Below are 13,114 nucleotides of genomic sequence, written 5' to 3'. Positions count from 1 at the left end.
CCTTGGTATGGCGTGTCTCGATGCAGATCGCAGGCAGGCCTGAGGCCACCAGCCCGGCGTAGAGCCACTGCGAGAGCGGGCCCGCCTCCAGGCCGAGCCGTGCGACGGAAACACCTGCCCGACAAAGGCAGGCTGCGATCGCGGCCGGATCGGTGTCTACTTTCGTCTCGCAGACAACCTGGCCAGCGCCGTCGAGGACGCACAGGCTCGTCTGGTCCAGAGAGACGTCGAGGCCAACATAGTGCTGGTTCATCCTGGAAGCCTTTCGGGTGAGTGGAGCAGTCCGGAGAGGTTGCCCGCCTCCAGACCGATTACGCCATCTCCCAGAGCCGCTCGGCCCAGGCGATGCGCGACAGGGCGAGGCTCTCGGCGGGTTTCCGGGTATCCGGCGGCGCCTCCGGCAGCGGCGCGAGGCCGGTGGCCTCCTGCTCGGCCGGCCGGCCAGGCAGGCGGTCGGCCGCCGGCCGCAGCAGGCCGGCGAAGCGGCTATGCTGGCCGGGGTGGAGCAGCCGGGCCAGGGCATCCCTCAGGGCCGGCATAGGGGCCGGGTCATGCTTGCGTTCCTTGCCTCTCGATGGAGAGGGCCCCGAGCTGAGCATGGGAATGGTGAAGGAAGCGTTGCGGCGGGGTGGCCTTGGGTCTATCGCAAGGAGCCATGCCCGAAGCCCCCTACCCGATCCGCTACGTCGCCAAGAACATGCGCCTCGATCTCCGGCTGATCGCCGAGATGATCGCGCCGGGCACGCGCGTCCTCGATATCGGCTGCGGCGACGGGGCGCTGCTCGCCTATCTCACCGCCGAGAAGGGCGCCGATGCCCGTGGCATCGAGATCGACATGGCCGAGGCGACGCGGGCGGTGGCGGCTGGCCTGGCCGTGATCCATGGCGATGCCGACCACGACCTCGCCTCCTACCCGGACGGGGCCTTCGACTATGTGGTGCTCTCCCGCACCTTGCAGGCGGTGGAGCGGCCGCGCGAGGTGCTGCGGCAGATGCTGCGCATCGGCCGGCGAGCGATCGTCAGCTTCCCCAATTTCGGCCACTGGCTGGTGCGCTGGCAGGTGCTCGCCACCGGGCGGATGCCGATGACCGAGACCTGGCACCGCGCCTGGTACGAGACGCCGAACATCCACCCCTGCACGATCCAGGACTTCTTCGACCTTTGCGCCCTCGAAGGCTATGTGGTCGAGCAATGGCTGGCGGTGGATGAACGCGGGCTGAAGGCGCCCTGGAAGCGCTCGCCGCGGCTGGCCAACCTGTTCGGCGAGCAGGCGCTGTTCCTCCTGCGGCGAGGCTGAGCCGGCTCCCAAGGTTGCCCCGCGCCGCCCCCGGGTCTATGCCCCGCCGCGACCCGCGGAGCGCCATCCATGACCGATCTCGTCCCCGTCCGCCGTGCCCTGATCTCCGTCTCCGACAAGACCGGGCTGCTCGAATTCGGCCGGTTCCTGGCCGGGCAGGGTGTGGAGATCCTCTCGACCGGCGGCACCGCGCGGGCACTGCGTGAGGCCAGCATCCCGGTGAAGGACGTCTCCGAGCATACCGGCTTCCCCGAGATCCTGGATGGCCGGGTGAAGACGCTGGTGCCGCAGGTGCATGGCGGGCTGCTCGGCCGGCGCGATCTGCCGGAGCATGAGGCGCAGATGGCCGAGCACGGCATCGCGCCGATCGACCTCGTCGCGGTCAACCTCTACCCCTTCGAGGCGACGGTCGCCGGCGGCGCCAGCTTCGAGGATTGCATCGAGAACATCGACATCGGCGGCCCGGCGATGATCCGCAGCGCCGCCAAGAACCACGCCCATGTCGTGGTGCTGACCGAACCCGCCCAGTTCGCCGAGGTCCAGGCCGAGATGGCCGCCGAGGGCGGCACGCGCCTGGCGACCCGCCGCCGGCTGGCCGCCGCGGCCTATGCCCGGACGGCGGCCTATGACGCCGCCATCTCCGGCTGGTTCGCCGGGCAGCTCGGCGAGGCCTTCCCGCCCCGCCTCACCTTCGCCGGCGTGCTGCGGCAGGGGCTGCGCTATGGCGAGAACCCGCACCAGCAGGCGGCCTTCTACACCGATGGCAGCGACCGGCCGGGCATCGCCACGGCGCGGCAGGTGCAGGGCAAGGAGCTGTCCTACAACAACCTGAACGACACCGACGCCGCCTTCGAATGCGTCGCCGAGTTCGAGCGGCCGGCGATCGTCATCGTCAAGCACGCCAATCCCTGCGGCGTCGCGGTGGACGAGGACCTGGCCTCGGCCTGGGACCGGGCGCTCCTTTGCGACCCGGTCTCGGCCTTCGGCGGCATCGTCGCGGCGAACCGAGTGCTGGACGCAGCGGCGGCCGAGCGGATCGCCGCCATCTTCACCGAGGTCGTCGTCGCCCCGGATGCCGATGAGGCCGCCAAGGCCGTCTTCGCCCGCAAGAAGAACCTCCGCCTGCTGCTGACCGGCGGTGTGCCCGACCCGGCGGCGCCGGGGCGGGTCTTCAAGAGTGTCTCCGGCGGCTTCCTGGCGCAGTCGCGCGATGCCGGGCGCGTCGAGGCGGCGGAGCTGAAGGTGGTGACCAAGCGGGCGCCGACCGAGCAGGAGATGGCCGATCTGCTCTTCGCCTTCCGCGTCTGCAAGCATGTGAAGTCGAACGCCATCGTCTATGCCAAGGGCCTGGCGACGGTCGGCATCGGCGCGGGGCAGATGAACCGGGTGGAGAGCAGCCGCATCGCCGCCTGGAAGTCGGAGGCGGCCGCCAAGGCCGCCAGCCTGCCGGAGCCGCTGGCCAAGGGGAGCGTCGTCGCCTCGGACGCCTTCTTCCCCTTCGCCGACGGGCTGGAGACGGCGGCGGCGGCCGGCGCCACGGCGGTGATCCAGCCCGGCGGCTCGATGCGCGACAACGAGGTGATCGCGGCGGCCGATGCGGCGGGGCTCGCCATGGTCTTCACCGGCATGCGGCACTTCCGTCACTGAGCCGGGCTTGATTCCGGCCCCGTTCGGAACACATCGGACGAGGCATCACCGCAGCGCAGCAGGAGCCCCATGCAACGCCTGATCGACGGCTACCGCCGCTTCCGTGAGGAGACCTGGCCGCAGCAGAAAGCGCGGTTCGAGGAGCTGGCCGAGCGCGGCCAGAGCCCGAAGACGCTGGTGATCGCCTGCTCCGACAGCCGGGTCGACCCGCAGATGATCTTCTCGGCGGCGCCTGGGGAGCTTTTCGTCGTCCGCAACGTGGCCAACCTCGTGCCGCCCTACATGCCGGACGCCGCCTTCCACGGCACCAGCGCGGCGCTGGAATTCGCCGTGCGCGTGCTGAAGGTGGAACGGGTGCTGGTGCTCGGCCATGCCCTCTGCGGCGGCGTCGCGGCCCTGCTGCACGGCGCTCCGCCCGAGGCGCAGGACTTCGTCGTCGGCTGGATCAGCATCGCCGCCGAGGCGCGGGAGCGGGTGCTGCGCTGCGACCCGGCCGAGCAGCAGACCGAGGGCGAGCATGAGGCGGTGCGCATCTCGCTCGCCAACCTGATGACCTTTCCCTGGGTGGTCGAGGCGGTGCAGGCCGGCCGGCTGACGCTGCATGGCGCGCATTTCGGCGTGGCGACGGGACGGCTGATGCTGCTCGGCGAGAACGGAGAATTCCACCCGGCCTCCTGATCCCGGCACGAACCATGCAAGACTCGCCCCTTGCGAATCGGGGGAGTGCTCTGCGTGCCGGACTGGCTGCTGCCCTTGCTGGTGCCTGTCGTGGCCGCGCTCGCCGGCGGGCTGCTGGTGCTCGCCTTCCGCCCGCGCGGCGGCGGGGAGGGCGTAGCGCTGCTCGCCGACCGGATGGAGGCGCTGTCCGATCGGCTCGACCAGGCCGTCGCTCAGCAGAACGAGCGCCTGGCCCGCAGCCTCGCCGACAGCGCCGACCGGACGCAGGAGAGCGCCCGCCGCATCCATGAGCGCCTCGCCGTCATCGACGCCGCGCGGGCCAATATCGAGGCGCTGGGCGGGCAGGTGACGACGCTTGCCGGCATCCTCGGCAACAAGCAGGCACGCGGGGCCTTCGGTGAGGTGCAACTGCGCGACATGCTGGCCGACCGGCTGCCGGCCGAGGGCTGGGCCTGGCAGCACCCGCTCTCCAACGGCACGCGCTGCGACGCGCTGATCCGCCTGCCCTTCCCGCCCGGGCCCATCGCCATCGACAGCAAATTCCCGCTCGAGGCCTGGCAGGCGCTGCGGACGGCCATGGACGACGCGGCCAGGGTGCATGCGACGCGGCGGCTGGCCTCCGATATCCGTCGCCATGTGGACGACGTGGCGACCAAGTACATCCGCCCCGGCGAGACGGCCGAGGGCGCGCTGATCTTCCTCCCTTCCGAGGCCCTCCATGCCGACCTCCACGCGCTGCATGGCGGGCTGGTGCAGGAGGCGGCGCGGCGCGGCGTCTACCTGGTCTCGCCGGGGACGCTCTGGGCCGTGCTCGGCGCCATGCGGGCGCTGATGCGCGATGTGCGGCTGCGGGCGGAGGCGCAACACCTCCGGCTGGAGGTCGCCCGGCTGGCGGAGGAGACGGGGCGGCTCGACCGGCGCGTCGCCAATCTCAAGCGGCATTTCGGCGAGGCGCAGGCGGACATGGACCAGATCGGCATCACCGCGCAGAAGATCCTGGCGACGGCCGCCCGGATCGAGGCGGTGGAGATGGACACGCCGCGCACGGCACGGGCCGCCGAATGAGCACGCTGCAACTGCAGTCCCTCGCCGGCCTGCCGGCGCTCTGCCTACTGGCCTGGGTACTGGGCGGCTGCCGGCATGGCGTGCGCCCGCGCGTCGTAGTCGCCGGGCTGCTCGGCCAGACGCTTGTTGCCGCGGCGCTGCTGCACCTGCCGCCGCTGCGCGCTGCCTTCGCCCTGGTGGGCGATGCGGTGGAGGCGCTGGCGCGAGCGACGCGGGCGGGCACGACTCTGGTCTTCGGCTATCTCGGCGGCGGGCCGCTGCCCTATGCCGAGACGGTGCCGGGCGGCAGCTTCATCCTGTTCTTCCAGGCGCTGCCGCTGGTTCTGTTGGTCGGCGCGCTCTCCGCCGTGCTCTACCACTGGCGCGTCATGCCGCTGGTGGTGAAGGGGCTGGCGCGGCCTCGGCTGGCTCTTCGGCCTCTCCGGGGCCTGCAACCTCTCGGTCGCGGCGAATGTCTTCGTCGGCATGGTGGAGGCGCCGCTGCTGATCCGCCCCTGGCTCGGGCGGCTGACGCAGGCGGAACTCTTCGTCGTCATGGTCGCCGGCTTCGCCACGATCAGCGGCAACATGCTGGTGGTCTATGCGACGATGATCGCCCCTGTGGTGCCGGATGCGGCCGGGCAGCTGCTGACGGCGAGCCTGGTCTCGGCGCCGGGCGCCATCCTTGCCGCGCTGCTGATGCTGCCGGAACGCGAGGCGATGGCGGCATCCGCGCCGGAAAGGGAGGCGCCCCGCCTCCATGACAGCACCATGGACGCGCTGGTGCGTGGCACGGCGGATGGGTTGCAGCTGCTGCTCGGCATCATGGCTTCGCTCATCGTCTTCGTCGCGCTGGTGGCGCTGACGAACGGCATCCTCCAGCCGCTGACAGGCTGGACGCTGGAGGGCATCGCAGGCGTCGCCTTCTGGCCGCTCGCCTTCGCCATGGGCATCCCGGCCGGCGAATGCGCGACGGTGGGCGCCAGCCTCGGCGTGAAGGTGGTGGTGAACGAGTTCGTCAGCTACCTCCAGCTCGCCGCCAGCGGCGGGGCGGGGCTTGCCGAGCGATCGCGCGTCATCCTCACCTACGCGCTTTGCGGCTTCACGAATTTCGCCTCGGTCGGGATCATGGTGACGGGGATGGCCGCGATGTGCCCGGAGCGCCGGGCCGATATCCTGCAGCTTGGCCTGAAGGCCCTGGTGGCGGCGAGCATCGCCTGCTGCATGGCGGGCGCGACGGTCGGGGTGCTGACGGCACCCTGAGCAACTTCGGGGGGCGACGGGGTTTCTGCCTCTGTTGCAACCGCCTTGGAGACGGATCATGCGCCTTGCCGCCCCGCTGCTGCTGCTCGCCCTGCTCGCCGCCTGCGCCGAAGCGCCGCGCCGGACCGACGGGGTGGCGACGCCCGACCAGAACGGCCGCATCGCGCCGACGCCGCAGACGACCGCGCCGCGCACCATGCCTTGAAGTTGCTGCTTGGCCGCGTGTTGAGCGGCTTTCGGAATCATGGAACCCTGGCCGCCTTGCCGCGCCGGAGGTCCTACCCGTGAGTCACCTCATCCATCGCAGCCTGCATGCCGACCCGCCGCTCGCCGTGGGGGGCGAGGGCATCCATCTCTACGACCAGGACGGCCGCGCGATCATCGATGCCTCGGGCGGCGCGGCCGTCGCCTGCCTCGGCCACGGGCATCCGAAGGTGATCGAGGCGATCAAGGCGCAGCTCGACAGGCTCTCCTACGCTCATACCGCGCTGTTCAGCTGCGAGAGCGCCGAGGCGCTGGCCGATGTGCTGGTCGGCCACGAACCGGGCGGGCTGACGCATGCCTATTTCTGCTCCTCCGGCTCCGAGGGGAACGAGGCGGCGATCAAGCTGGCGCGGCAGTATTTTCTTGAGCTCGACCAGCCGCAGAGGACGCGCTTCATCGCCCGGCGGCAGAGCTACCACGGCAACACCCTCGGCGCGCTCTCGGCCGGCGGCAACGCCATGCGCCGCGCGCCCTACCAGCCGCTGCTCTCGCCGGCCTTCAGCCATGTCTCGCCCTGCTACGCCTATCGCGGCCAGGGCGAGGGCGAGAGCGACGAGCAGTATGTCGCCCGCCTGGCCGACGAGCTGGAGGCGGAGTTCCAGCGCCTCGGCCCCGATACCGTCATCGGCTTCATGGCGGAGACGGTGGTGGGCGCGACGCTCGGCTGCGCCACGGCGCTGCCCGGCTACTTCCCGGCGATGAAGGCGGTCTGCGACCGGCACGGCGCGCTGCTCATCCTCGACGAGGTGATGAGCGGCATGGGCCGCTGCGGCGCCATGCACACCTGGGAGCAGGAGGGCGTGGTGCCCGACATCCAGATCGTCGCCAAGGGGCTCGGCGGCGGCTACCAGCCGATTGGCGGCATCCTCGTCCATGGGCGGGTGATGCAGGCCTTCCTGCAAGGCTCCGGCGCCTTCATGCACGGCCACACCTACCAGGCGCATCCCGTGGCCTGTGCCGCGGCGCTGGCGGTGCAGCAGGTGATCGTCGAGGAGCACCTGCTGGACAATGTGCAGGCGATGGGCACGCGGCTGGAGCAGCGGCTGCTGGAGCGCTTCGGCAACCACCGCCATATCGGCGACATCCGCGGGCGCGGCCTGTTCTGGGCGGTGGAGTTCGTCGCCGACCGGGCGAGCAAGGCGGTGTTCGACCCGACGCTCAAGCTGAACGAGCGGGTGAAGATGGAAGGCTATGCCCGCGGCCTCGCCTGCTACCCGATGGGGGGCACCATCGACGGGCGGCAGGGCGACCATGCCATCCTCGCGCCGCCCTACAACGTCACGGCCGAGCAGGTGGATACGATCGTCGAGCGTTTCGGCGATGCGATTGAGGCGGCGCTGGAGAGCCTGTGACCGGATCGTAACCCGGAACCTTTCGTTCCCCCATCGCGTTCTGGTCCTGAGGCCATCGCATGTCGCGGTGCGCCAAGGGGAGTGCCAGCCATGGACAAGGATCGCATCGAAGGCATCGGCAAGCAGGTCAAGGGCGCCGTGAAGGATGCCGCCGGCAAGGTGACCGGTGATGCCGCCCTGCAGGCCGAAGGCAAGACCGACAAGGCCGAGGGCAAGGTGCAGAACGCCGTTGGCGGCGCCAAGGACAAGGTCCGCGACGCGACCAACGACTGACGCATCGGGAAGGCCCCCCTTGCGGGGCCTTCCGCCTTGCTTGCAGCAGGCAAATAGAGGATAGCGCCTCCTGGATTACAGGGGGTCGTCCTGCCATGCCGCTCACCCGTGACGAGGTCGTGCTGGCCTATCGCCTCCTCCTCGGACGGGAGCCGGAGAACGAGGCCGTCGTCGACGGCCACTGCCGCCACTACAACGATCTCGACAGCCTTCGGCGTGATTTCACCGGCTCGCCTGAATTCCTGGACCAGTTCGGGCCGACGACCGCAGCACCTTTGGCCGCGACCTTGTCCCTGGAGGCGCCGCCGCTGCATGTCGACACCGAGGCATCGCCCGAGGACCTTACCCGTCTGCTGCATGTAGTGGCGGCGCGATGGGAGGCGATCGGCGAGGCCGCGCCGCATTGGTCCGTCATCAGCAACGAAACCTTCCTCCCCGACCGCATCGGCGGAAGCGAGGAAGAGTTCTACGCTTCAGCGGCCATTGACCGACATATCCTGCTGGCCATCCTCGCCCGCGTCGGGCGCAAGCCAGAGGAGGTTGCGACCCTTATCGAGTATGGCTGCGGCGTTGGGCGGCTCACCATGCAACTGGCGCCCTTGTTCCGAAAAGTCGTCGGGCTCGACATCTCCGCCGCGCATCTGCGCCTGGCAGAGCAGCGGCGGCAGCGCCTCGGGCTCGACAATATCGGTTTCCAGCAAGTGACGGCGCAACAGCTGCATCCAGTCCAGGGCTTCGACCTCTGGTTCTCGCGCATCGTGTTGCAGCACAACCCGCCGCCGGTGATCATGCATATCCTCGATGGCATGTTCCGCGCGCTGGCGCCGGGCGGCCTCGCCATCTTTCAGGTGCCGACCTATTACGAAGGCTATCGCTTCAGCTTGGCCGAGTATGCGGCGGATGCCCAGGGCCCGGCGGTAGAGATGCACCAGGTGCCGCAGCGGGCGGTGCTCGACCTGGCGCATGCGCATGGCTGCCGGCTGCTCGAACTGCGCGAGGATACCTGGGTGGTTGCGCAGCGCGCTGACTGCCTCTCCAACAATTTCGTTTTCCAGAAAGGCTGACCGGGCTCAGATATCCCGGTCGAGCCTGTCGTCCGGCCGTGCGGCCTGCCGCATCGCCTCAAGGCCATAGGTCGCGTAGCGCCGGTAGGACGCGTAGACGAATTCCTCGAGGCCAAGACTGCTGGAGGGCGTACCGAAGCGGAACGCGGTCTCGTAGCGCAGCCGGTTCGCCTCACCGATCTCGGGATAGATTGGCCAGTGCACCTGGTCCGCCAGCGGATTGTGGAAGGCATCCGGCAGAAAGCGGCCGCCAAGACCGAGCGCGCGCGCAATGCACTCCGCCTGCGAGGCGATGGCGATGCTGGTCGGGTGGTTCATCGAGTAGAGCGTCTGCTCCTGCCGCGTGATTTCGAGGAAGGCATCGGCGAAGGTGATGTTCATCGGCCGGTCGCGTCGGCGGAGCTCGTCGGCCGATTCGTCCCAGGCGCGGAAATAGCCGAGCGCCTCATAAGTCCTAGCATTGAATCGGGCGAGGCAGTCCCGCTCGCTCATGTTTCTGAGGAAGCACAACAGGACGATGCGGCTGTTGTACTCGCCGATCGCGCTGTGGATGCGCCGGCCGAAGGGACCGAAATAGGTAATGTCCGGATGCAGGCCGGTGAAATGGATGTTCGTCATCAAGTGGAAGCGCCCTGGATTGAGCGCCCTGATGCGGCTGCTGGACAGGTCCGGGTAATCTTCGCCGAAAGGGACGGAGATGATGTCGCCCGCCATCCCCGCATTCATTGCCGCCATGGCCGCGTCGAAATGCGGCCTGCCGCGGTCATTCACGTCGGCCACCCATCGCACCCAGGCATTGCTGCCGCTGCGCAGGCAGTTGGCGAGCACCGGAGCATTGCAGTTGCCGACGATGGTGAGCATCCGGTTTCCGCCGAGGCCGTTGGCATTGCGGAATTCCTCGCTGCCAAGCAAAGAGCCGATCACCGGCCCCAGCCCGTCACGGCGCAACTCCGCGGCATAGGTGGCAAGACCTTCCGGGTCGGCGCCACGCTGCAGCAGGCCCTGGTAGAGGGCCTCGACGATGTCCTCGGCGGAGAAGAAGGCTTTCATGGCCCGCTCATACCAAATCCCGCTGATGAGAACCCATGCAGTAAAGCGGCTCCTCCGAGGCCGGAGCGGGTTGTGTCGAGGGCGCGCCCCTCCGCCGCTGACAGGTTGGGGTCACCGGGACTTGGTATCAGTCCTTGCAGAAGGAGCGTCAGTCGTCACCGGAATCGGTGGCGAGGCTGAGCGCGACCCAGGGCTGGGTCTCCGAATTGCTTTCGGCGGCGAAGGCGGAGGTTCTGATCTCCAGCAACCCTTCCTCCTCGCGGATGGATTGCACGAACTGGGTGCGGATCAGCGATTCGAAGCTTTGCAGCCGCGTCGCGTGCTGCGCCGCGACCTGGCGGAGCGCCGGATGCGCGGCGCCGTTCAGAGCCTTGAAGGCACGCAGGCTGAGCGCGGCGCAGAAATTCCAGAAGGCGTGCTCATAGACCCGTGCGCCGCCACCCTCCGAATGCAGATAGTTGACGACCAAGAGGTCCGATTTGCGCGGATGGGCTGCCTTCAGTCCCATGGTCTGGATCTGGAAGGCGTGCAGCGCGCGGTCGATGCTGGCGGCGAGGCCTGCGTCGTCAAGCACCGGCAAGGCGCGTACCAGTGCAAGGATCGCCGCCGCATGGCAATCGACATAGGGCAAGGCGCTGGACGACATGCCCATGAGGAAGCCGGATTCCGTCTCCCCGGTGATGCCCCGGAACGGTCGCTCGAATTCCAAGAGCGTATCGACCACTTGGCGCAGGCGGCGACGGTAATGCTCCTCCCCGGTCGCCTTCCACATGTCAACCAAGCCATAGGCGACGAAGGCGAGCGGGCGAGAGAAGATGGCCGAGACGTCGCTGCGCTGCGCGGTCAGCAGATTTTCGGCATAGACCTCGTAGAAGTGGTCGAACATCGCCCGTGATTGGTCGCGTAGCAGCAACGCGGCGCGTGGCATGTCGGGCTGGCCGGCGCCGCGGTAGCAACGGGCGAAGGCGGCCATCTCCGCCCCGTAGTCGTAGGAGATGGAGAGGTCGAGCGGATGCGCGGCCTCCCGCGCGGAGAAACCGTGGGCGCGGAACATTGCGCTGCAGTCCGCCACGCGGTCGTAGAAGCCGCCGCCGGTGATGGTCTTCCGCTCCGCCGCCACGAGCCGCTCGCCGCGCCAAGTGCCGGGAAAGCGATACTGGGCGACAACCCAGTGCAGGCGATGCGGATGTTCCGATACGGCCTCGATCCGCGCGATGCGGCCCGGGTCCCGCGGCATGGTGTGGACGGCCAGCGCGAAGCCGCGCATCTCGCCGCTCTGCACGATCGACCAGTAGGGCGTGCCCTCGGCGGCGAGCTTGTTATGGCCTGGCGTGGCGGCGTCGTGGCGATGAGGCGTGCTGCCCGGCCGATCAATGAAGATCGTGCCGTATTGCACGCCGTTCTCGCCGTGGCTCAGCCCGTCCTGCCCGATGGTGAGCACGACGTCGGAGACGCTGATGGCAGGGTCCAGCTCCAGCACCGCCTCAGCATCGACGAACATGGAGGAGGCCTGGACGACATAGCTGTAGGTGAGCTGGCCCAAGCGCAGGCGGCGGCCTCCATGCAGGAAGGTCAGCTCGCTGCGATGGGAGAGTCGAAGCCGCCCGGCATCCTGCTCGATGTCCCAACCGGAGATGGCGTCCTCGACATCGAGGCTGAAGAAGACGCCGTCATGCACGAAATGCACGTAGTTGCCGGTGAGGATGACGTTCCGCGCATCCCGCCCGTCATGGAAGCGCGTGCCGATGGTGACGCTGCCGGCGGGCAGGTCGCATTCCACATGGAGGAAGGTGTGGATGAACCTGGCACGGCCGCCGTCGCGTTGCGCCTGTTCCAGCCGCGCATGGCCGGTGCGGCGGAAGATGAAGGGCCCTTCGCAGAGCGAGGTGAGAAAGCGGAAGGCGTGGGTCACCGCCTCGGGATGTTCGCGCCAGACGGCGGGCAGGCTGAGGAATTCGAGGATCTTCGCGTTGTCGTCGGCCCAGAACCAGCGATCGCCGAGGATCGGAAACTCCGTCTCGGAGACGGCGAGCCCTGCGCTGCCGTCCGGCGCGACCGGCTGCATCAGCTTGCGGACGATGAAATCAGCGTAAGGCAAGGGATCGCTGGGAAGTACGCGCATCTTGTCCTTGAACGCCAGCCTCACATTCTTGTCAACATAACTTTGGCAGAACAGATAATGCGGAATTCAAAACGATTCGGGTATCGGCAAGATAAGAAGTCAGAAACTACGTCGCGCCTTCAATGCAGCCGCCAGCGTTCCCTCGTCGAGCACGTCGAGCGCCCCGCCCATCGGCACGCCCTGTGCTAGGCGGGTGACGCGCGCGCCGGTGCCGGCGAGCCGGTCGGAGAGGTAATGCGCCGTCGTCGCCCCATCGACCGTCGCGGGCAAGGCGAGGATCACCTCCTCGACCTTCGGCTCAGCCTCGTCGATGCGGGCCAGCAGCGGCTGCACAGCGAGATCCTCCGGCCCGACGCCGCCCAGCGCCGAAAGCGTGCCGCCCAGCACGTGGTAGAGGCCACGATGCGCATGCGCCCGCTCCAGCGCCCAGAGTTCCGCGACGCCCTCTACCACGCAGATCAGCCCGCGGTCCCGCTGCGGGTCCCGGCAGATGCGGCAGGGATTGCGGGCGTCGAGGTTGCCGCAAACACCGCAGGGTTGCACCGCCGCCGCTGCGGCCTGGAGCGCGGCTGCCAGCGGCAGCATCACCCGGTCCGGCTGCATCAGCATCTTCAGCGCCGCGCGCCGGGCGCTCCGCCGGCCGAGGCCGGGGAGGCGCGCGAGCAGCCCGACAAGCTGCTCGATGGGGTCTGCAGGCGCCTGCCCGGACACGTCAGAAGGGCAGCTTGAAGCCGCCCGGTAGGCCGCCGCCCGGCAGGTTCAGCCCGGCCGTCGCCTTCTGCATCTCCTCGGCCATCATGGCCTCGACCTTCTGCTTGGCATCGGCATGGGCGGCGACCAGCAGATCCTCCAGCACCTCGCGCTCGTCAGCCGCCATCAGGCTCGGGTCAATGGAGACGCGCTTGAGGTCGCCCTTGCCGGTCAGCGTCACCTGCACCATGCCGGCGCCGGCGACGCCGTCGACGGTGGTGGCGTCCAGCTTGGCCTGCATCTCCGCCATGCGGGACTGCATCTGCTGGGCCTGCTTCAGCATGTTGCCGAGATTCTTCATGGGGCTGCC

General features: G+C 68.9%; 14 protein-coding genes and 2 pseudogenes. 10 read left to right on the top strand and 6 right to left on the bottom strand.

All coding sequences use genetic code 11. The features are described from left to right. Positions 1-253: pseudogene (locus EP26_RS23135) on the bottom strand (IS110 family transposase); the annotation flags it as partial. Between the two features lie 58 nt (positions 254-311). Further along, a complete protein-coding gene (locus EP26_RS23130) occupies positions 312-539 on the bottom strand; it encodes a hypothetical protein (protein ID WP_043342197.1) in 228 nt (75 codons plus the stop codon). A gap of 158 nt (positions 540-697) precedes the next feature. Here EP26_RS23130 and metW point away from each other — a divergent pair, with 158 nt between their 5' ends. The 10 genes and pseudogenes from metW to EP26_RS23090 all read left to right on the top strand — a co-directional run bounded on the left by metW (position 698) and on the right by EP26_RS23090 (position 8,882). Next, entirely contained in the window at positions 698-1,297 is a 600-nt protein-coding gene (metW, locus tag EP26_RS23125) for a methionine biosynthesis protein MetW (protein ID WP_043342203.1), read from the top strand. A 69-nt stretch (positions 1,298-1,366) separates the two neighbouring features. Next, positions 1,367-2,944 carry a bifunctional phosphoribosylaminoimidazolecarboxamide formyltransferase/IMP cyclohydrolase gene (purH, locus tag EP26_RS23120; protein ID WP_043342196.1) on the top strand — a complete coding sequence of 526 codons (1,578 nt, stop codon included), beginning with the start codon at positions 1,367-1,369 and terminating at the stop codon, positions 2,942-2,944. A gap of 69 nt (positions 2,945-3,013) precedes the next feature. After that, positions 3,014-3,622 carry a carbonic anhydrase gene (locus EP26_RS23115; RefSeq protein ID WP_043342195.1) on the top strand — a complete coding sequence of 203 codons (609 nt, stop codon included), beginning with the start codon at positions 3,014-3,016 and terminating at the stop codon, positions 3,620-3,622. A 54-nt stretch (positions 3,623-3,676) separates the two neighbouring features. Next, the gene (locus EP26_RS23110; RefSeq protein WP_245624486.1) at positions 3,677-4,687 is read left to right on the top strand and encodes a DNA recombination protein RmuC; all 1,011 of its coding nucleotides are present in this window, start codon (positions 3,677-3,679) and stop codon (positions 4,685-4,687) included. Then, a pseudogene (locus EP26_RS37655) lies at positions 4,684-4,872 on the top strand (Na+ dependent nucleoside transporter N-terminal domain-containing protein); the annotation flags it as partial. The gene EP26_RS23110 and the pseudogene EP26_RS37655, both read left to right, overlap by 4 nt. A gap of 280 nt (positions 4,873-5,152) precedes the next feature. After that, the gene (locus EP26_RS37650) at positions 5,153-5,929 is read left to right on the top strand and encodes a nucleoside transporter C-terminal domain-containing protein (protein ID WP_245624485.1); all 777 of its coding nucleotides are present in this window, start codon (positions 5,153-5,155) and stop codon (positions 5,927-5,929) included. A 58-nt stretch (positions 5,930-5,987) separates the two neighbouring features. Beyond that, positions 5,988-6,134: a hypothetical protein gene (locus tag EP26_RS35170; RefSeq protein ID WP_157033698.1), complete on the top strand. Its 147-nt coding sequence runs from the start codon at positions 5,988-5,990 to the stop codon at positions 6,132-6,134. Between the two features lie 79 nt (positions 6,135-6,213). After that, a complete protein-coding gene (locus EP26_RS23100) occupies positions 6,214-7,545 on the top strand; it encodes an aspartate aminotransferase family protein (RefSeq protein ID WP_043342194.1) in 1,332 nt (443 codons plus the stop codon). A gap of 90 nt (positions 7,546-7,635) precedes the next feature. Further along, entirely contained in the window at positions 7,636-7,818 is a 183-nt protein-coding gene (locus EP26_RS23095) for a CsbD family protein (protein WP_043342193.1), read from the top strand. A gap of 95 nt (positions 7,819-7,913) precedes the next feature. Then, positions 7,914-8,882 (top strand): class I SAM-dependent methyltransferase, encoded by a 969-nt coding sequence (locus EP26_RS23090; protein WP_052389560.1) that lies wholly within the window; start codon positions 7,914-7,916, stop codon positions 8,880-8,882. Positions 8,883-8,888: 6 nt separating this feature from the next. On the opposite strand, the gene EP26_RS23085 is transcribed toward EP26_RS23090, so the two are convergent. The 4 genes from EP26_RS23085 to EP26_RS23070 form a co-directional block, all read right to left on the bottom strand. Then, a complete protein-coding gene (locus EP26_RS23085) occupies positions 8,889-9,932 on the bottom strand; it encodes a WcbI family polysaccharide biosynthesis putative acetyltransferase (RefSeq protein WP_043342192.1) in 1,044 nt (347 codons plus the stop codon). A 148-nt stretch (positions 9,933-10,080) separates the two neighbouring features. After that, positions 10,081-12,054: a glycoside hydrolase family protein gene (locus EP26_RS23080; RefSeq protein ID WP_157033697.1), complete on the bottom strand. Its 1,974-nt coding sequence runs from the start codon at positions 12,052-12,054 to the stop codon at positions 10,081-10,083. Between the two features lie 99 nt (positions 12,055-12,153). Further along, positions 12,154-12,765 carry a recombination mediator RecR gene (gene recR / locus EP26_RS23075; RefSeq protein ID WP_084112825.1) on the bottom strand — a complete coding sequence of 204 codons (612 nt, stop codon included), beginning with the start codon at positions 12,763-12,765 and terminating at the stop codon, positions 12,154-12,156. A gap of 1 nt (position 12,766) precedes the next feature. Continuing rightward, positions 12,767-13,105 (bottom strand): YbaB/EbfC family nucleoid-associated protein, encoded by a 339-nt coding sequence (locus tag EP26_RS23070; RefSeq protein ID WP_043342190.1) that lies wholly within the window; start codon positions 13,103-13,105, stop codon positions 12,767-12,769. Between the last annotated feature and the right edge of the window lie 9 nt (positions 13,106-13,114).

Origin of the sequence: Belnapia moabensis DSM 16746, from assembly GCF_000745835.1 — a bacterium.
Classification (GTDB): domain Bacteria; phylum Pseudomonadota; class Alphaproteobacteria; order Acetobacterales; family Acetobacteraceae; genus Belnapia; species Belnapia moabensis.
This window is presented reverse-complemented; position numbering and strand designations above follow the sequence as displayed.